15 protein-coding genes are annotated in these 18,871 nt (G+C 55.9%); 4 read left to right on the top strand and 11 right to left on the bottom strand.

Annotation, left to right across the window (positions count from 1 at the left end):
* The first annotated feature begins 222 nt into the window (after nucleotides 1-222).
* Nucleotides 223-639: an IS200/IS605 family transposase gene (gene tnpA, locus DU506_RS13935; protein WP_114487513.1), complete on the top strand. Its 417-nt coding sequence runs from the start codon at nucleotides 223-225 to the stop codon at nucleotides 637-639.
* Between the two features lie 123 nt (nucleotides 640-762).
* Here tnpA (DU506_RS13935) and DU506_RS13940 read toward each other — a convergent pair whose 3' ends face one another.
* On the bottom strand, nucleotides 763-2,325 hold the full coding sequence (locus tag DU506_RS13940; RefSeq protein WP_114487514.1) for an RNA-guided endonuclease InsQ/TnpB family protein: 1,563 nt from the start codon (nucleotides 2,323-2,325) through the stop codon (nucleotides 763-765).
* Nucleotides 2,326-2,345: 20 nt separating this feature from the next.
* On the opposite strand from DU506_RS13940, the gene tnpA (DU506_RS13945) reads away from it, so the two are divergent.
* Complete coding sequence (gene tnpA, locus DU506_RS13945; protein ID WP_114487515.1) at nucleotides 2,346-2,804, top strand: IS200/IS605 family transposase; 459 nt, start codon at nucleotides 2,346-2,348, stop codon at nucleotides 2,802-2,804.
* 75 nt (nucleotides 2,805-2,879) lie between these two features.
* Here the strand turns inward: tnpA (DU506_RS13945) and DU506_RS13950 are convergent, their stop codons facing one another.
* The 3 genes from DU506_RS13950 to DU506_RS13960 form a co-directional block, all read right to left on the bottom strand.
* A complete protein-coding gene (locus DU506_RS13950; protein WP_181870772.1) occupies nucleotides 2,880-3,341 on the bottom strand; it encodes a DUF6586 family protein in 462 nt (153 codons plus the stop codon).
* Nucleotides 3,338-5,965: a type I DNA topoisomerase gene (gene topA, locus DU506_RS13955; RefSeq protein ID WP_114487517.1), complete on the bottom strand. Its 2,628-nt coding sequence runs from the start codon at nucleotides 5,963-5,965 to the stop codon at nucleotides 3,338-3,340. The genes DU506_RS13950 and topA overlap by 4 nt, the downstream gene beginning before the upstream one ends.
* A gap of 227 nt (nucleotides 5,966-6,192) precedes the next feature.
* Nucleotides 6,193-8,715, bottom strand: coding sequence for a DUF3141 domain-containing protein (locus DU506_RS13960; protein ID WP_114487518.1), 2,523 nt, complete (start codon nucleotides 8,713-8,715; stop codon nucleotides 6,193-6,195).
* A 313-nt stretch (nucleotides 8,716-9,028) separates the two neighbouring features.
* Between DU506_RS13960 and DU506_RS13965 the strand changes: the two genes are divergently transcribed.
* Both DU506_RS13965 and lipA read left to right on the top strand, forming a co-directional pair.
* Nucleotides 9,029-10,015, top strand: coding sequence for a LysR substrate-binding domain-containing protein (locus tag DU506_RS13965; RefSeq protein WP_114487519.1), 987 nt, complete (start codon nucleotides 9,029-9,031; stop codon nucleotides 10,013-10,015).
* 196 nt (nucleotides 10,016-10,211) lie between these two features.
* Nucleotides 10,212-11,279, top strand: a complete 1,068-nt coding sequence (gene lipA / locus DU506_RS13970) for a lipoyl synthase (RefSeq protein ID WP_114487520.1) — start codon at nucleotides 10,212-10,214, stop codon at nucleotides 11,277-11,279.
* A 43-nt stretch (nucleotides 11,280-11,322) separates the two neighbouring features.
* Here the strand turns inward: lipA and lipB are convergent, their stop codons facing one another.
* The 7 genes from lipB to mrdA all read right to left on the bottom strand — a co-directional run bounded on the left by lipB (nucleotide 11,323) and on the right by mrdA (nucleotide 18,849).
* A complete protein-coding gene (gene lipB, locus DU506_RS13975; RefSeq protein WP_114487521.1) occupies nucleotides 11,323-12,000 on the bottom strand; it encodes a lipoyl(octanoyl) transferase LipB in 678 nt (225 codons plus the stop codon).
* A complete protein-coding gene (locus DU506_RS13980; RefSeq protein ID WP_114487522.1) occupies nucleotides 12,000-12,308 on the bottom strand; it encodes an HP0495 family protein in 309 nt (102 codons plus the stop codon). The genes lipB and DU506_RS13980 overlap by 1 nt, the downstream gene beginning before the upstream one ends.
* Before the next feature lie 71 nt (nucleotides 12,309-12,379).
* A complete protein-coding gene (locus tag DU506_RS13985) occupies nucleotides 12,380-13,579 on the bottom strand; it encodes a D-alanyl-D-alanine carboxypeptidase family protein (RefSeq protein ID WP_114487523.1) in 1,200 nt (399 codons plus the stop codon).
* A gap of 101 nt (nucleotides 13,580-13,680) precedes the next feature.
* Nucleotides 13,681-14,700, bottom strand: a complete 1,020-nt coding sequence (locus tag DU506_RS13990; RefSeq protein WP_114487524.1) for a septal ring lytic transglycosylase RlpA family protein — start codon at nucleotides 14,698-14,700, stop codon at nucleotides 13,681-13,683.
* A complete protein-coding gene (mltB, locus tag DU506_RS13995; RefSeq protein WP_415843595.1) occupies nucleotides 14,697-15,755 on the bottom strand; it encodes a lytic murein transglycosylase B in 1,059 nt (352 codons plus the stop codon). The genes DU506_RS13990 and mltB overlap by 4 nt, the downstream gene beginning before the upstream one ends.
* 46 nt (nucleotides 15,756-15,801) lie before the next feature.
* The gene (rodA, locus tag DU506_RS14000; protein ID WP_114487525.1) at nucleotides 15,802-16,962 is read right to left on the bottom strand and encodes a rod shape-determining protein RodA; all 1,161 of its coding nucleotides are present in this window, start codon (nucleotides 16,960-16,962) and stop codon (nucleotides 15,802-15,804) included.
* Nucleotides 16,963-18,849, bottom strand: a complete 1,887-nt coding sequence (mrdA, locus tag DU506_RS14005) for a penicillin-binding protein 2 (protein WP_114487526.1) — start codon at nucleotides 18,847-18,849, stop codon at nucleotides 16,963-16,965.
* Between the last annotated feature and the right edge of the window lie 22 nt (nucleotides 18,850-18,871).

Consider the following 18,871-nt stretch of genomic DNA (forward strand, 5'->3'; position numbering starts at 1 on the left):
TGTCGGCCTGGCTGGCACTGATCGGTGCCTCGGCGAACAGCGCCTGACGCATGTGATAGAGCGTGGCGTTAGCCACTTTTCTCGCGGCCGAACAATACCGATGGCAGGCCAGGTAGTTGGCATGACCAGGGCGGATCATGATGCGTTCGACGCGACGGACAGGCATGGGTTGCTCCCCTGTGACGATTGAACTAACATTAGTGGCAAAGGAGATTAGTGTCAATGTCAAAGACTACGTTAAGATCACACCCACATTGTGTTTTTAATCTAAAGTGCCATTTAGTGTTAGTGACCGCTTATCGGCGAGAGGTGATTACATCGGCGATCATGGAGGACCTGGAAATACACATCCGCCGCGTTTGCGAGATGTCCGACGTGGGTGTGCTGGAATTTTCGGGTGAAACGGATCATGTCCATATCCTGCTGGAACTTCACCCCTCCGTCATGCCGGCCAAGCTGGTCAACAGCATCAAGACCGTGACGAGCCGGCGGATCAGGAAAGACCATTGGGAAACCCTCAAGACACAGCTCTGGGGCGAGCGCTTCTGGTCCAGGTCGTACTGCATGCTCAGCGTGGGCGATGGTGCGAACACGGAGATCATCAAGCGCTACATCCAGAACCAGACCAGGCCGTCCTGACGGACGGCGCGCTATCCCTCCACGCCCAATGCGTGGCTTGGACGTGGAATTCCGCGCGAAATGTTAAAGGGTATTTAAAAAAAGCAATGAACCACCTCCAGCTAAAGCAAGGAGGTTTCCAGTCTACCCTGACGGGTCGACCTTTGTTGTAGAAAGCGTCGCTGCCTCAGTGTGAGACAAATGAAGACTGCCCGAAGTCTCGGGGCTTATTCCAGACGTCTCGACCATCGAGACGTGGGAGGCTGCCAAACTGGCCAGACCGTCCTCTCGGCGTTCTGATTTTTTACCTGATGGCCGTTCACCCACCAGGGGAAGATCACTCTCCAGGTGCTTCTTACCTCGTCTTGCAATGGTCTTGCGCGGTTTTGCCTTAGCAGCAAACGCTCCGCTCTTGATGTCTCTGACGCCTCGCTTGGCGATATTGCGGGCGGCATTCTCGTCCGCATTGGCCTTGAGGCCGCATGCCAGGCAATGAAACCCGGCTTGAGTGGGCCGCTCGGTGTTGCGGCTGCCACAGGCATGACACTCCTTCGAGGTGTACGCCGGATTGATCTTGAGAAACGCCTTGTTTCGGGCATTGGCCTTGTATTTGATCAGTGTGTATATCTGCCCCAGGCCGACATTGTTCAGGCTGCGGTTAAGCCCGGACTTGGCCCTTGCCCCATTTTTAAGAGTCTGGCGGCCTTGGGTTTTCTTCTTCGCCCGCCTGGTCATCGCCTTGAGTTTGAGGTCTTCCACACAGATGATCTCGCCTGACGTTTCCACGACGTTCCGCGACACGCGATGCGCGAAATTCCGGCGCAGTCGACGCATCTTGCCATGCAGGGTGGCGATCTGGTTGGCGAGATGACGCTGATTGTTCGACTCGCAGCGCCTGGACTTATTGCCGTTGCGACGTTTCTTGCCACTGAGGGCTGCCTGGAGCCGCTTGATCCGGTCGTTATGCCGCCGAAGCTGGCGCTTTTCTTCCGGGGTGTAGTCGAAGATCGTGCCATTGCAGGCCTGCAGGGGGCGGGCAACACCGCCGTCCAGGCCGGTGATATAACCCGGCAGCTTGTCGTCATCGAGGTACGCAACGTCGTTGAGTAGCGCCTCGTTGTCAGGGTAGGTCTGACCATCATCCAGTGAGCCGGAGAACGTGAAGCTGCGTCCCTGGCGGCTGATGATGAACTGCTTGCTCAGTGACGCGGACGAATAAGGCACGGTGATAGAAAACAGCTTTGTGCGCTTCCTGGTTGCCGAGTCATAGATCGTCACCTGAGTCTTGTCGTTTGCGACAGGCTGAAGATCAAACAACTCCTTGGTGATAATACCGCTACGTTTCTTGTTTCGGCCTTTGACCTTGGGAAACCTGGAAATCCCTTTTCGGGCGGCTTCCGCATCGGCATAGGCCGAGCTGGCGGCGTTACGCAGGATTTGAACGGGGATGTCTTTCAGGAAGGCAACGTCAGGGGCTTGCTTGATCGGGGCGTACGCCTGGTTGATCTCGGTTCCTCGGCCTTGCGCCAGCAAGTCACGATACTCACGCACCTTACAATTACGCAGCACATTCGCGCCACCTATCCATTGAGCAAAGGCGGTCGCCTGTCGTGAAGACAGGCAATCCGAAATGCTTAATGAAAAACCGCGCTGTGCCATAAGGGACCTAGTTGCATAAACAGGACAATGATTCCAGGCTGGCGCCATACCCCTAATGAGTCAAGACTATGAGTGACGAGTACCCCTGGAGAACTGGCAGGTCATGCGTTTACCGACTTCACTACCACCTTGTCTTTGTCCCGAAATATCGGCGTGATGTCTTCACCGAGTCGATGCTGGTCCGTTTGGACGCGGTGTTGCGCGAAACCTGTGAGCAAATGCAGGGCGAATTGATCGAGTTTAACGGCGAGGCCGACCATCGCCACCTGCTGGTCATCTGCCCGCCGCAGAAAGCCCTGTCTCACTTTATCGGCAAGCTCAAAGGCAAGAGTACTTACGTGATACGCAAGGCGTTTGCGGAAGACATCGCCGACAAACTCTGGGGCAGCCAGCTCTGGTCACCGTCCTACTGCGTCGTCAGTTGCGGGGGCGCACCGCTGGATATCGTGACGCAGTACATCACCGACCAGCAACGCCCCACCTCCGAGAAAGGTGAACAACAATCGCGGCGGCTACGCCGCCGATAGCGGCCTTCCCTGGCCGAGCCGGCTTGACTCGAAGCTAAAGCAACCGAGATTGCGCGGGGTTGGTTCAAAAAAGTATCACCACTCCTGACTGGTTTCTCGCAAGGCGGCTATTTCACGTTTGGCCTGTGCCAGGCAGTCGCTTAAGGCATCACCCAGATCATGGCTGCCACCCACCGCTATCATGCCGGGATTCTGGGTAGGGCGCCGTGCGGCACCCTCCTCTGCATGGAGCTGTTCAAGCCGTTGGGTTAACCATGCCAACCAGCTTTCAGGCTGCGCCAGAAGATCCCGTAACCGGCCAAGCTCGGCGACTGCCGGGCCATGAGGCGCCAGCAGTTCACGCCACGCATGAGTGGGCAAGCGAGCATGTTCGGTTATCTCACGTAAAAACGATTCCAAACATAACTCCGAGAGGGCCAGAGCGCCCTCTTGCAAAGCCATGCGCCGCACCGACGCCTGATCGTCTTCGCCTGAGGGCATCGCCAGCAACAATTCAGCCTGATACAGCAATTGATTAGTGCGTCCACTCGGTGTCACTTTCGCTTGTCCTCCACTTCCCATTTGCCATTTTCAAAGATGGCCTTCCAACCTGTGGCTTTACCTTCTTCTTCGGTCATTACGTATTGCGACTTGGTCTTGCGTGAGAAGCGAATTTGCGCGGGTCGTCCCTCGGGATCTTCACTGGGTGCCTTGAGCAGGAAATGGTATTTCTCGGGAAGCTCGTCAGCATGGGCCTTGAGTTCCTTGACCAACGGCGGGCGTGTCTCGCGATTCTTGGGAAACTTGCTTGCCGCCAGAAATAAGCCGCTGGCACCGTCACGCAGCACATAATGATCCTCGACTTTCCGGCAAGCCAATTCCGGCATGGGAATCGGATCCATTTTGGGCGGAGCGACTTCACCACTTTTCAGTAACTTGCGCGTGTTCTTGCATTCAGGATTGGTACACCCAAAATACTTGCCGAAACGTCCCGATTTTAGCTGCATTTCGCTGCCGCACTTGTCGCATTCGATCACCGGGCCTTCATAGCCCTTGATCTTGAACTTGCCCTCTTCGACCGCATGGCCATCACAATCCGGGCTATTACCGCAGATATGCAGCTTACGCGTTTCGTCGATCAAGTAATTGTCCATTGCGGTGCCGCATTTTGGACAACGCCATTTGGCCCGCAGAGCTTCGGCCTCGGCTTCTTCTCCGGCATCCGCTGCCACCGCTTCTTCTCCCGGGATCAGATCGATGGTGGTCTTGCAGCGCTCCTTGGGCGGCAGGTTATAACCACTACAACCCAGAAACACGCCGGTGGAGGCGGTACGAATCTGCATCTTGCGTCCACAGCTGGGACAATCAATATCGGTGGGTACCGGCTGATTGGGGCGCATGCCATCTTCGCTTTGCGCCTGTGCCAGTTCTTCACGGAACTCGGCATAGAAGGCATTCAGCAACGCCTGCCAGTTACGCTGCCCTTCAGCGACTTCATCAAGCCCATCTTCCATACGTGCTGTGAAAGAATAATCCATCAGATCCGGGAACGATTCCTTCAATCGCTCGGTGACGATATCACCCAGTTTTTCGGCATAGAAGCGGCGGCTTTCCAGCTTGACATAGCCGCGGTCCTGAATCGTGGAAATGATCGAAGCATAGGTGGAAGGTCTGCCAATGCCCTGCTTTTCAAGTTCCTTGACCAGGCTAGCTTCGGTATAACGCGGTGAGGGCTTGGTGAAATGCTGTTGAGGCTCAAGCGTTTCAAGGCGCATCGGCGTGCCCACGGCAAGATCCGGCAATGCTTGATCTTCGTTCTTGCCGCCGGGCTTCATCACTCGCGTATAACCATCAAACTTGAGTACGCGTCCCTTGGCTTTTAGCTCGTAGCCATCCACTTCCACGGTCAGGTTACTTGAGAGATATTCCGCAGGGGTCATCTGACAAGCGACAAACTGTCGCCAGATCAACTCATATAGACGCTCGGCATCGCGCTCCATACCGCTGAGATCAGTCGCCTTGTGCGTCACATCCGAAGGGCGAATCGCCTCGTGGGCTTCCTGTGCGCCTTCCTTGCTGGAATAGCGATTCGGCGATTCCGGCAGGTAACGCTCCCCATACTGCGCATGGATATAGTCACGCGCACTTTCCACGGCATCCTTGGACAGGTTGGTCGAGTCGGTACGCATGTAGGTAATGAAACCCGCCTCATACAAGCGCTGGGCCATGGTCATGGTCTTCTTGACCGAGAAACCCAATCGGGCACTCGCCGCCTGCTGCAGGGTGGAGGTAATAAAGGGGGCGTTGGGTTTCGAGCGAGTCGGCTTATCCTCCCGCGCGGTAATCGCAAGGCTCGCTTGCCTGAGCCTGTCAATGCGCTCCAGCGTTTCGGTTTCCGAGGTCGGGCGGAACGGTTTGCCGTCTTGCCGCACCAGCGCAAAACGCACGATTTCGCCTTCGCTTGTGGTCAGGTCTGTATGAACATCCCAGAACTCTTCGGGAATAAAGGCGCGGATTTCACGTTCCCGTTCGACAATCAAGCGTACCGCCACCGATTGCACCCGTCCGGCGGAAAGGCCCCGAGCGATCTTGGCCCACAGCAGCGGCGAGAGCATGAAGCCCACCACACGGTCCAGGAACCGTCGAGCTTGCTGAGCTTCAACCCTTGGGATATTGAGGCTTCCGGGGGCTTCAAAAGCTTCCTGGATGGCGTTCTTGGTAATCTCGTTGAACACAACGCGCTTGTAGCGCGCATCGTCCCCGCCAATGGTTTCGCGCAAGTGCCAGGCAATGGCTTCCCCTTCGCGATCCAAGTCGGTTGCGAGATAGACCGCATCGGCCTTGGCTGCGAGTTTTTGAAGTTCCGCGACAACTTTTTCCTTGCCGGGGAGTATCTCGTAATGCGCCTCCCAGCCATTATCCGGGTCAATCCCCATCCGCCGGATCAGTTGGTCGTGAGCCTTGTGCTTCTTGTATTCCGCTTTATCTTCCGCGGACATCTTGCGAGTCAACGCGGCTTGACGAGCGCGCTCCTTGGGGTCGGAGGCAGCCTTGCCCGAGCCGCTGGTCGGCAGATCACGGATATGACCTACGCTCGACTTCACGATGAAATCGTTGCCGAGATATTTATTGATCGTCTTGGCCTTGGCCGGCGACTCGACGATGACCAGTGACTTGCCCATAGTGCTCCACTTTCCTGATGCGCCAACCAAAAGTCCGCGCCTTGAATTCTGTGCCGCAGACCTCGCGGGTGAAAAATGCGACTACCCTAACCCACGCCACCGCTAAGCGCCAGTCGCACTATCGGCGTGACTCGCCTAGACACTAGCCCGCCACACCGCCAGCGACAACCCCATGAAAAAAACGCCCCCACCAAGGGTGGGGGCGTTGATTGCCACTTGAACAAGGTTTAACGCTTGCGAGGTGTCCGCTTGCGCGCCGGGGAATTCGGCGGCGTTGCCGGCTTATCGGCGTCGGATTTTTGCGACTGAGACGTCGTCTCTGACTTCGCTTCAGCCGCAGACTTAGCTGGTTCCTGCTTAGCTGCTGGTTCCTGCTTAGTTGCTGGTTCCTGCTTGGCTGCCGGTTCCTGCTTGGCTGCCGGCTCCTGCTTAACTGCCGGCTCCTGCTTAACTGCCGGCTCCTGCTTAACTGCCGGCTCCTGCTTGGCTTGCGGGGTCGGGGCAGGTTTTTCCGGCTCCGGCTCGGGTCGCGCCTGATCGAAAAACGCCTTTATTTGCTCAAAGCGCTTGGCACCTTGCTCCGAGAGTTCACCGCTGGCTGCAAATACATGCTCAAGATGCTTGATATGCGCATCGATCTGTTGATTGCTTTGGCCTTCCAGCAGCGCTGGCAAGGTTTCCAATGCCTGCTCGCGGTCCAGTTTGAGAATAAAGAACTGCTCACGCACCAATTTTTTGAACGAGGCCAAATCACTGTCCGGCTCAAGTTCAACATGAGAAGCACGCAGACGCTTGAAATTACGTTCATCGGTAGCCGGGGCACCGCCCAGCACATAAATCACGGACCGCATCACAGCTTCATGAGCACCGCCGGTGGCAATCTTGGCACACAACTCTTCTCGGCGCTGCTCGATGAAACGAAGGTGCTCCGGCTCTGCTCCAGGACGGCGACAGCCAGTCCCTTCAGCGTCATGCAGGCCGACCAAGGTTTGTAATAATGGCTGGCCGTAGATAGCCAGGAACATCTTCTCGACGCTGCTGTCACGAAAATCGCGGAAGGCATTCAGCGACCCGGTAATCTGATCGGAAACGATGGATTCCATGGCCTTGAATAGGTTGTCTTCACCCACCGGATGCCGGTCTTCGCGTATACGCTCGGCCATTATCGGCAGCGGCACCGCCATGGGGTTTCGATCGGAAAGCATTTTGTAGCCTAATCGAACCGGGTGCATGCGACGGTTCCAGCGCGCTGTTTCGGGGGTGGTGACGGCTTGCACGATGGGCTGCAAAAACTTGCGATAAAGGCCCAGGTTAATTTCAGAAACACGCGCGACCGTGGCAAAGCGACGTTCATCCTCTGGTATGTGCTTGACCTCACGATCCAGTTCATCGAAATTACGCTGAGTGAATTCGAGTAGGTATTCACGCTCCATAAGTTCTGCATCATCACGTTCGGAGGCATGACTTATCGTGGTCTCATAAAGCCCCGGCGGCATGACGTCGATATAGTCCATATTAGCGGTGAATTCGGAGTGCTCCTTGCGCGAGACACTGCCCGACACAAAGATACCCAAATGACCGGTAGTATCGTGGACGCAATAGACGATGGTTTGCTCGTTGGCGATGAGGTCTTCTTCGCCTTCATAAAGGTCACGAATCCAGCCAAGAGCCTGCGGCGGCGGGGTGATGTCATCACCGCGTGAGCAGAATACCACCACCGGGGAACGCAAGTTGCGCAAGTCGATACGACGCCCGTCGCGCGTCACCAATTGCGCTGTCGAGAGACGGTTGCCTATGAAAAGATTATCGACGATGTACTGAATTTCCTCGCCGCCAAGCAGTACGTGACCACCCCACCAGCGTTCGAATTCCAGATAGCGCTTGGCTTCGGTGTCAATACTGGAAAACAGGTTGTATTGCTTTTTCCAGTGTGTATTTGCCGGATTGAGGCCTTCGAAATTCTTGACCAGCCAGGCACCATCGAACTGGCCATTACCCAGGTCGGAGGTCATGGCGGTTATCCAACTGCCCCCGGTGAGTCCGCCGGTATAACGCATCGGTGCCTTGCCGCGCTCACCTGCCCAATACGACAACGGCGCACCGGCAATCAGAATCGGGCCGAATACACTCGGTTCCAGCGCCGCCGCCATCATGATTTGCCAACCGGCCTGACAGTTGCCGACCACCATGGGCTTTTCGGCAGTTTCCGGATGCAGCTCGATTACGCGGCGCAAAAAAGCGACTTCCGCTTCAACCACATCTTCCACCGTCTGGCCCGGCACTGGAAATGGCAAGAAGCCGATGAAGTAGCAGGGGTGCCCGGCACGCAAGGCAACGCCCAGCTCGCTGTCGGGTTTGAAACCACCAATGCCCGGGCCGTGCCCGGCACGCGGGTCGACCACTACAAAGGGGCGCATCTGCAGGTCGGTTTCGACCCCTTCGGGAGGTAGAACACGCATCAACTCGTAATTGACCGGGGCCGGCAATGCGTGGCCATCCATCACGACTTCCGTGTCAAAACCCAGTACGCTAGGCTTGGTCTGCTCCATGTGTTCCAGATATTGGTTGCCACGCTCCCGCATGACATCCAGGTACAACACACTGCGTTCGACGCTATCGCGCCAGTAATCGAAGGCGGCCCGGCCGAAGCCGAACGGGTCGAACAGGGCAGTCAGCTCGGCGCCGGGTGTGAACACCTTTTTCTGTTCAAACAACCCGGAACTAAGCATGGGGTTGGCAAGAAAGTTCATAAATTCTCCCGTTGGGTCACTGCAAGGGGTGACTGACCCGAAGCGCACTATGCTGCAACGCAATATAGCGTAGGATACTGCGGACAGGACGTCGATGCACCTTCCCTGTTATTTTTTTCACGCTTTCCCTTCGCTTTTTTCAGTTTAATACGCTACCCACTCCTAGCATATAGCATCGGTGAAGCGCGCAGTTGCGGACATTCAGTGTTAACATTTAGCTTATGTTTAACGTATTGGTCTATTGGTCCAACCCTATCAATATAGGCCTATCCGCACTGTTTCATATGTACTGCTTTGCTGGTCGAGGACGTTCATGTCATCACCCAAGTTGCTAAATCGCCTGACGTTTCGTCAGCTTCAGGTGTTTCAGGCCGTCCATCGTCAACGTTCCTACTCGCGTGCGGCCGAGCAACTCGGGTTAAGCCAACCGGCCGTCAGCGCCCAGGTTCGCCAGCTGGAACAGGCGCTTGGCCAGCCACTGTTCAAGTACGCGGGAAAGACGCTGCATGTACTCCCGGCCGCTGACACCCTAGCCGGCTCCACCCGTGAAATTTTCGGTCAGTTGTCGCGCCTTCAGATGAATCTTTCCGACATGAGCGGCAAGATCACCGGTGAGCTCAATCTAGCCGCCGTCTCATCGGCACAGTATGTGGTGCCCTATCTGCTTGCGCGCTTTCGCGCCCACTATCCGGACGTCAAACTGCGTTTGAAAGTATGCAATCGTAGCCAAGCGCTGGAGAGACTGGCGGATCAACATGACGATCTGGTGATCATGGCCATGGTACCGGAAGACGACCAACTGGTGGTCATGCCGATTCTGGACAATGAATTGATCGCCGTCGTCTGGCCCGAGCATCCACTTTTATATGCTCCGGCTCCTCGCTTGATTGATTTCGCCCGGCATTACGTGCTCATGCGCGAACCGGGCTCGGGGGTACGCAATGCCTTCGAACAGATCGCCGCCGCACAGAACGTCACACTTTCTCATTGCATCGAACTGGGAACCAACGAGGCCATAAAACAAGGGGTCATGGCGCACCTCGGGGTAGCGGTATTGCCACGTCTGGCGGTACAGCTTGAGCTGGAACAGGGGTTACTTTACGAACTGATCTTGCCGGATTTCCCGATTCGCCGCTCCTGGTGCATGGTGTATTCCCGCGAACGTTTTCCCACCCCGGTTACTGAGGTGTTTCTACGCTTCGTCCGTGAGCACCTCAGCGATTATCAAGCGCATTTTCGCGCCCCCTCAAGCCCCCTTCCCAGCCATGGCGTCGCCTGCCTGCCCATGCTTTCGTCATAGAGCCCTGTCAGCGAAAACCCGTGGCTTTACTGCGGGCTTGTGTCCACTTAAGTAGCGATTATGGTACATTAAAGGCTATTCGTACGTATCAATCTGCAGGCTTTCGAGGTTGCGCAACGCTCTTGTCGAATACACGTCCAAGTGCGGTTTCGCCCCCTGAACCTTGTCAGCCGCCAAGTAGAGAGGCTCACCTTTTATGAGCAACAGCACTTCGCAACGCGTGCCAAGTGGCGAAAAATTCCACAACGAACACGGCATGACAGTGATCAAGGACGGCATGAAACAGCGCAAGTCGGCTGAGCATGAAAAGACACCCGAGCCTGCGGCCCTTGAACGCAAACCCAAATGGTTGCGTGCGCAGATTCCTGGAGGGGAACGTTTCGAGGCAGTCAAGAAAAATGTCGCCACTCATCGCCTGAGTACCGTTTGTGCGGAATCACATTGTCCCAACATGGGCGAATGCTGGAGCAATGGCACTGCCACCATCATGCTGATGGGCTCGGTATGTACCCGGGCCTGTCGCTTTTGCGCCGTGGATACCGGAAATCCTAAAGGCTGGCTAGACCTTGAAGAACCGGAAAATACCGCCAAGTCAGTAGAGCTGATGGGGCTGCGTTATATCGTGTTGACCTCGGTCGACCGTGATGACCTCGATGATGGTGGCGCCACTCATTATTCCAACTGTATTCGTGCCATCAAGAAACTCACTCCTCACGTAGTGGTGGAAGCGCTGACGCCTGATTTCGATGGTGAGCCTAGCGCCATTGAGCAGGTAGTGGATTCAGGCTTGGAAGTCTTTGCCCAGAACGTTGAAACCGTCGAGCGCTTGACGCGTCGCGTGCGAGACCCACGCGCCGGTTATCGCAAGACACTCGACGTTCTCGCCCACGCCAAACGGCATCGCCCCGACGTTGTCACCAAGACCAGCCTGATGCTGGGTTTGGGCGAAACCGAAGAGGAAATTCTTCAGACATTCGATGACCTGCGTGACATTGGCGTAGATATCGTCACTCTCGGCCAGTACCTGCGTCCCACCAAGAATCATTTGGCGGTCGAACGCTGGGTCACCCCCGAAGAGTTTGAACGCTTTCGTCTGCTGGGACTTGAGAAGGGCTTTATGGAAGTACCCTCCGGCCCCCTGGTACGTTCCAGCTACCGTGCCGACCGGGTATTCGAGAAAAACAATCTGGGGTTAGCATCGGCAGTTGAAGTTCCCGGGCAAGCAACCGATCCCAACCGGATTCCTACCAAGAGTGTGGGCTAGACGTTGCCTAAAGACAGCGGCTAGAGCACTAGACCGGCCGGCACTATAAGGGGCGTGTTCTTTCAATTTGAATGCCACGCTCCAGTTCATCAGCCAGGCACTGTGCAAGCTGCTCACCTACCCTATTGATACCCAATGGCTCGTCAGTCATGTCAGCCAAACGAGTCATGGTCATTCCTGCGTAACCACACGGATTGATCCGCATGAAGGGCTCAAGGTCTCCATCCACGTTAAGGGCCACGCCATGAAAGCTGGCGCCTCGGCGAATGCGCAGCCCTAGCGAAGCGATCTTGGCTTCTTCTCCATGCTTGCCCGGGACATATACCCCCGGCGCATCGGGCCGGGCGCGTGCAACAACGCCATATTCTGCCAATACCGCAATCACTGCATTCTCCAGAGCTGACACCAGCGCTCTCACACCGATACGCGCCCGACGCACATCCAATAACGGGTAAAGCACCACTTGCCCCGGCCCATGGTAAGTCACCTGGCCTCCCCGATCGGTCTGCACCACGGGGATATCTCCCGGCATCAATAGATGCTCCGACTTACCTGCTTGGCCTTGCGTGAACACCGGTTCATGCTCAACCAGCCAAAACTGATCCGGCGTAGCCGCATCACGCGTATCGGTCAGTTCACGCATGGCCTGCCATACCGGAAAATAAGGCTGACGTCCCAAAACGTACACATTGATGGGAGCCGAGCCAAGGTCCTCAGTCATCACAACACCATATGCACACGGCCAGTGGCCTTCAAATCCACAAACAGCTGTTTCAGCTGCTTTTCTCCGGTAGCTCGAATCGTGATGCGTATCGATTGAAAACGCCCGTTTCGACTATCCACCACCTGCATTTCGGTGGCATCGAATTCAGGCGCATGTTGAATGACTATCTGACATACCGTTGCAGCAAAGTCATCGGCAGCATTTCCCACCACCTTGATAGGATAATCACAGGGAAAAACGATCTCAGGTTTTTCCGCCGGTGCTACCGTGACTGGCTGGCGCAGGTCTCGCAGCCCTTTTTTCATGATAAAAGACGCTCCTTGAAGAGAAATAATCACGGGCCTGTTCTCTATTACCTTACAGGCTGGTCATGGCCTTAATCGAAGAAGCGGCCTAGCAGCCCACTGAAGAAGCGCCTGACTTGATCCAACAGTCGTTTGAACAAGCCGCCTTCTTCAACACCCTCAAGAGCCACCAATGACCGCTCGCCAATTATCTCATCACCTAGACGGACCTCCAGTGTACCGACGGTATCGCCCAAGCTAACCGGAGCACTCAGCTCTGAATCCAGATTCAAGCGAGCAGTCAGCTCGGCATTGCGATTACGTGGCAAGGTCATGTGAACATCGTCATCCACGCCCACACGCAATTCATTCACACTGCCACCCCATATCCGGGGAGTAGTCAATACAGCACCGCGATCATACAACTTGAGCGTTTCGTAATAACGAAAGCCGTAACTCAAGAGCTTCTGGGTTTCCTGGGCACGCGCCTCGTCGGAGTTAGTCCCCATCACCACGGAAATCAAGCGCATGTCTTCGCGCTCGGCCGAAGCCACCAGACAGTAACCTGCCTCGCTGGTCCAACCGGTTTTCAAGCCGTCTACACTGGGGTCACGCCACAACAGCCGGTTACGGTTAGGCTGACTGATATCGCCATAAGTGTAGTTACGCTCGGAATACATGGCGTAGTGTTCAGGGTAGTCATTGATGATGTGCTGGGACAGAAGCGCCATATCACGTGCCGTGGAGTAATGATTTTCTCCCGGAAGACCGGTGGCATTGACGAAATTGGTGTTATGCATGTCCAAACGAGTGGCATGCTGGTTCATCAAGTCGGAAAAAGGCACTTCACCGCCGGCCAGGTGTTCGGCCATGGCCACACTGGCGTCGTTCCCCGAGACGATGACAATACCATTCAACAGATCGCGGATAGCGACCTGATTACCGACTTCGATAAACATCTTCGAACCACCGGTGCGCCAGGCGCGCTCACTGATATTGACCATGTCATCCAGCTTGATAGTGCCACGATCCAGTTCGTGTTCCACAAGGTAGGCGGTCATCAGTTTGGTGAGACTGGCGGGAGGCAGGCGTTCATCCGGATTGTGCTGTGCCAGAATTCGCCCACTGTTGGCATCCATCAGAATCCACGAGCTTGCTGCAAGCTGAGGTGCCGCAGGGATCATGGTCTGGGGCTGAGGGATGACCTGGGCCACTGCATGCGAGGTAACCAATACCAGACACATTAAGCAGGGTAGCAAGCGCAAACGGAGCATAGACTTCAAGGCATTCATCGACAGGGTCTCATTGGCATTTACAGCAAAATTGATTCAGAAAGACTGGTAAAGAGTCGGCGATGAGGCTTCATCGCTTCTTAAGGGATGTATTCCGATTATTATTGCACTACAAAAACTTGCGGAAAACCGGCTTGGCGCAGTGCTTCACGTAACGGCACCATACTATTTTCATTATCGACCGGCCCCACCTGTACGCGATGCATGTCGGCATCACTCTTGACCCGGACAGGATGCGAAAGCTCACTTTCCAGGCGATCTCGAAGCTCACGCGCGCTATCCGAGGATTCCAACGCTGCAATTTGCAGATACATTTTATCGGTGCTTTCTACAGTACTTTTTTCAGTGCCTTTTCCAAGGCTCTTTTCAATGCCGTTTTCAGCACCTTTTCCTGCAACTTGCGACACGGTGCTAGGTTGAGGATTTACCGGTGCCCTAGCCACTGAGTCAGACTGAGACGCCGAGAAATCATTGGCGGTACGCCCCCGTTCGGCCAGCCAACGTTCAGGGTCGATGGCTTCCACTTCCACGGCACCAGTACCGGCATCCAGAAAGCCCAGGCGTGCCGCCGCCGCATAGGATAAATCGATTTCTCGATCACTGTGGAACGGCCCTCGATCATTGACACGCACTATCACCGAGCGGCCGTTGTCCAGACTAGTGACCCGAACGAAGGTAGGCAAGGGCAAGGAGCGATGGGCTGCCGACATCTTGTACATGTCATAGATTTCACCATTGGAGGTAGCATAACCATGAAATTTTTCGCCGTACCAGGAGGCGTTTCCACGCCGCTGATAGTCGCGAGCATCAGGTAATACCTGGTAGGTCTTGCCCCACACTTCATAGCTTGAACGATTACCTGCCCGAGAAGGCGCTTCGATACGCGGCTCAGCATCCGGCACTTGCGAAACATCCGGTGGCGCCATCGGGTAGGCGTCCCCACTCATGGCGTAACGCTCTGAGGAAGACGCGCTCGCGCCAGAGCCAGTTTGGCGCAAGGTATCGGATGCTTGACGCTCCGGCTGCTGAACATCTTGGCTAGCACAGCCGCTCAACAACCCCAGCCCCAACACAACTACCAGCACCACGGGGCGCCATTCATGAATACGCTGCTCGATCATGGCGTTTCCCCACGTTGTTCAGCAATCGCTTCGGCCAATTCGGTCACCGCCATCGCATAAAGGTGGCTGTGATTGTAGCGCGTGATGACATAAAAATTGTCATGCGCGAGCCGATAGCGATAACGCCCATCCGCCATCTCCAATGCCAGCGGAATGACCTTCTGATCGGCTTTCATGATCCTGGGTGCATCCCCTTGTGCAGCGGCGGGCTCGATACCCTCGGCACGCAACGCTTCAAGCATGACATACGGCCGTGACGTCTGATTGAATTCGATGCCCTCAACCAGGGTTTCGGGGCCATTAGCCTCATGATAGACAGGTGCGCCCGGCTGCCAGTCATGTTCGCTGAAATAGTTAGCGACACTACCGATCGCGTCCACCGGATTACGCCACAGATCGCGCAAGCCATCGTCGTCAAAATCTACCGCGTACGCCTGATAACTGGTAGGAATAAACTGCGGGTAGCCCATGGCCCCGGCATAGGAGCCTTTCAAGGTTTCCGGCGCCACGCCCTGCTCATGAGTGAGTTCCAGAAAGGCACTGAGCTCACCGCGAAAGAAACCACCGCGCACAGGGTGATGAAACGCTAGCGTCGCCAGCGAATCCAACACTCGGTGACGCCCAGTGTGGCGGCCATAATAGGTTTCCACACCGATAATCGCGGCAATGATTTCCGTCGGCACACCATAGTCGGTTTGCGCCCGATCCATTGCATCGCTATGGCTATCGATGAAAGCCACGCCGGCATCAACGCGCTCAGGCGTCAGAAAAATAGCGCGATATTCATGCCAGCCCAGCCGCCTCTCCGCGGCCCCCGCCATGGCATCCAGGACCCCCTGAGTAAATTCGGCCTTGTTCAGAGTGGCGGTCAGCCATTCTCGCGAAAGACCGCGTTCTGATAACTCCTCGACCAACTCGGCGGCCTGTGAGTGGACCTCAGGATGAAAGTGTCGCTGGTCCGGAGTCGGATTTGCTGCACTGGCGGAGTTAAGCAGAAGCCACCCCAGCACTACCGAAGTCAAGCCGGCGGTCGCCTTATGTACGGCCATAGTCATGTCCTCACCACTCCTGGAATTCACTGATACATGGGGTTAGTGGCCGTTAACGCGGTAGTAACCGGCGATGGGCTTGGATCGACATGAGGATACCGAAACCGGCCATCAAGGTCACGCTTGAGGTGCCACCGTAACTCACTAGAGGTAACGGCACACCCACCACTGGCAATATGCCGCTGACCATTCCTATGTTGACGAATACATAGATAAAAAACGTCAAGATGATACTGCCCGCCAAAAGACGCCCGAATGTATCCTGAGCATAGTTTGCCAGCCATAATCCTCGGCTGACGATCATCACGTAAAGCGCGAGTAGCAACAGCATTCCCACCAGGCCGAATTCTTCACCAAGCACCGCGATGATGAAATCGGTATGACGCTCGGGCAGGAATTCCAGCTGCGATTGCGTACCGTCCAGCCAGCCTTTGCCCCATACACCACCGCTGCCGATCGCCGTGGTCGATTGCATGATATTCCAACCGGAACCTAGAGGATCACTTTCCGGATTGAGAAACGTCAATACCCGCTGGCGCTGGTAGTTATGCATGTTCATCCACAACACCGGCAAGGCGGCCCCTGCCATTGCCATGGCGAATAGAATCAGTTTCCAGGAAAGCCCGGCCAGCACTATCACGATCACAGCGGCACTGGTGACCAGCAACGAAGTACCCAAGTCGGGCTGAGTGGCAATCAATACTACCGGCAGGGCAATCAGTACCGCGCATACAGCCAGATCACGCAGGCGGGGCGGCAGTTGGCGGCGGCTCAAGTACGCCGCGACCATCAGAGGCACTGCCAGTTTCATCATTTCCGAGGGCTGAAAGCGCATCACGCCGGGAATCACAAGCCAGCGTTTGGCACCCATTCCCACATCACCGAACAATTCGACGGCAACCAGCATGGCCAACCCGACGCCATAGGCAAGCGGTGCCCAACGTAAAAAGGTCACCACGGAGAACTGAGCCAAAATCGCCATCCCCACCAAGGCAACGCCAAAGCGGGTGCCTTGGGCAATCACCACGTCGATATGCTGACCCGAGGCACTGTAAAGTACCAGCAACCCGGCGCCCATCAGCAACAGCAACATTCCCAGCAACCAAGGGTCTATATGAATCCGCTCCCAGAGACTCTTGCGCCGGGCAATGCCGCTGTCCGGTGGACGCACAGGGTAACCGCGCCAGCGTCGCGTCAAATGCATAATCCCCATTTACAATTCTCCCTCGAGCAAGGCATCGAGGTTGAGCTGAGAGTCTTCCGGCTCAAGCAGCCAGGCGTCAGTCATGGCACGTGCCAGATGAGCGGCGTGAGTACTTCCCCCTCCCGCATTCTCGACAATCACCGCGACGGCAATCTGAGGGTCGTCCAGAGGCGCAAACGCCATGAACAAGGCATGGTCGCGCAAGCGCTCCTCAAGCTCGTCGGCATCGTAGCGTTGATCCTGACCCAGCGAGAATACCTGGGCGGTACCGGACTTGCCTCCCATGCGGTATTCAAGTCCTACCCCCATACGGCGCGCAGTCCCTTCATTACCGCTAATGACTTTTTCCATGCCTTTGAAGATACGATCCCACCAATCGGTATTGCTAAGCTCGATATCAGCTAACGTATGCGGTAATTCAAGCGGCAGCGGGGTATCGTCGATACGACGAGCCAGACGCGGTTTGACCCACTGGCCACGATTGGCAAGTGTCGCGGTGGCGCTGGCCAATTGCAGCGGGGTGACTTGCCAGTAGCCTTGGCCGATACCTACCGACAATGTTTCTCCGGGATACCATGGCTGATTGAAACGTGCTCGCTTCCACTCACGGGAAGGCATCAGGGCGGCACTTTCACCCTGCACATCATGTGCAACCTGTCGACCGAACCCGAAAGCACGCATGTTCTCGTTCAAGCGATCGATACCCAGATCATGAGCCAAGGTGTAATAGTAGGTATTGTTGGAGACTGCTATCGAGCGTTCCATATCCACCCGGCCATGCCCCCAGCGCAGCCAATTTCGGTAACGCCGTGAGTCATTGGGCAACTGGTAGTAGCCGGGGTCGTAGATAGGACTGTCCGGCGTAATGACGCCTTCCGCCAGCCCGGCCATTGCCAGAAATGGCTTGATCGTGGAGCCCGGCGGGTAGTGTCCACGAATGGCACGATTGAATAACGGCAGATCGAGGTTTTGTTGCAACGCACGATAGGAGGCAACGTCTATCCCGGTAACGAACTGGTTGCTGTCAAAGCCGGGTGCCGACGCCAGCGCCAATATTTCGCCACTCTGCGGAACCAAAGCAACGATCGAGCCACGCCGGCCATCAAGCAGCTCATAAGCCAGTTTCTGAAGCGATTTATCCAGGGTTAATGTCAGGTTTTTTCCCGGCACCGGGGCCGTTCGGCCCAACTCACGCAACACACGGCCTCGTGCATTGGCTTCCACCTTGCGCAGCCCCGCCTCACCATGCAACGCATCTTCGTAGAAACGCTCGATACCGGTTTTACCGATGAAATGGGTCCCTGCATAACGCCCCGGGTCCAGCACTTTGAGCTCGTCGGTATTGATTCGCCCCACATAACCCAAGGCATGGGCCATGATCTCGGCATCCGGATAGTAACGCAGTAACTGGGCCTCCACTTCCACCCCAGGCAAGCGATGGCGATTGACCGCTAGACGGGCAATCTGATCTTCGTTCAGATCACTGGTCAACAGCGCCGGTTGAAACGGTCGTTGGCGCTGACGTGAACGGACATGAAACGCTGCGACTTCTTCCTCGGAAAGCTCCAGCAACTCAACCAATAGTTCAAGAGTGGCGTCCAGATCCTCCACTCGCTCGCGTACCAGCATCAAATTATAGGTAGGACGATTTTCCGCCAACAAGACGCCGTTACGGTCGTATATCAATCCACGGGTAGGAGGCAGCGGCTCGATACGTACGCGATTGCTTTCCGAACGCGTGCTGTACATATCGTGTTGCACAACCTGCAGATAGGCCAGGCGAGCCGTCAACAGACCGGTCAACACCGTCACCACCAGCACTGCCAGTAATGAACGCATCCGAAAGATGCGTTGCTCCTGCTCTGGATTTTTCAGCGTGTCACGACGCTCACGCATGACGGAAAGCCAACCTCGATGA

Origin of the sequence: Vreelandella rituensis (assembly GCF_003336665.1) — a bacterium.
Taxonomy (GTDB): domain Bacteria; phylum Pseudomonadota; class Gammaproteobacteria; order Pseudomonadales; family Halomonadaceae; genus Vreelandella; species Vreelandella rituensis.

Bases quoted from the DNA above. Each gene is read 5' to 3' on its own strand.
- tnpA (WP_114487513.1), top strand. From the start codon at position 223: ATGTCAAAGACTACGTTAAGATCACACCCACATTGTGTTTTTAATCTA.
- DU506_RS13940 (WP_114487514.1), bottom strand. From the start codon at position 2,325: ATGGCGCCAGCCTGGAATCATTGTCCTGTTTATGCAACTAGGTCCCTT.
- tnpA (WP_114487515.1), top strand. From the start codon at position 2,346: ATGAGTGACGAGTACCCCTGGAGAACTGGCAGGTCATGCGTTTACCGA.
- topA (WP_114487517.1), bottom strand. From the start codon at position 5,965: ATGGGCAAGTCACTGGTCATCGTCGAGTCGCCGGCCAAGGCCAAGACG.
- DU506_RS13960 (WP_114487518.1), bottom strand. From the start codon at position 8,715: ATGAACTTTCTTGCCAACCCCATGCTTAGTTCCGGGTTGTTTGAACAG.
- DU506_RS13965 (WP_114487519.1), top strand. From the start codon at position 9,029: ATGTCATCACCCAAGTTGCTAAATCGCCTGACGTTTCGTCAGCTTCAG.
- lipA (WP_114487520.1), top strand. From the start codon at position 10,212: ATGAGCAACAGCACTTCGCAACGCGTGCCAAGTGGCGAAAAATTCCAC.
- lipB (WP_114487521.1), bottom strand. From the start codon at position 12,000: ATGACTGAGGACCTTGGCTCGGCTCCCATCAATGTGTACGTTTTGGGA.
- DU506_RS13980 (WP_114487522.1), bottom strand. From the start codon at position 12,308: ATGAAAAAAGGGCTGCGAGACCTGCGCCAGCCAGTCACGGTAGCACCG.
- DU506_RS13985 (WP_114487523.1), bottom strand. From the start codon at position 13,579: ATGAATGCCTTGAAGTCTATGCTCCGTTTGCGCTTGCTACCCTGCTTA.
- DU506_RS13990 (WP_114487524.1), bottom strand. From the start codon at position 14,700: ATGATCGAGCAGCGTATTCATGAATGGCGCCCCGTGGTGCTGGTAGTT.
- mltB (WP_415843595.1), bottom strand. From the start codon at position 15,755: ATGACTATGGCCGTACATAAGGCGACCGCCGGCTTGACTTCGGTAGTG.
- rodA (WP_114487525.1), bottom strand. From the start codon at position 16,962: ATGGGGATTATGCATTTGACGCGACGCTGGCGCGGTTACCCTGTGCGT.
- mrdA (WP_114487526.1), bottom strand. From the start codon at position 18,849: ATGCGTGAGCGTCGTGACACGCTGAAAAATCCAGAGCAGGAGCAACGC.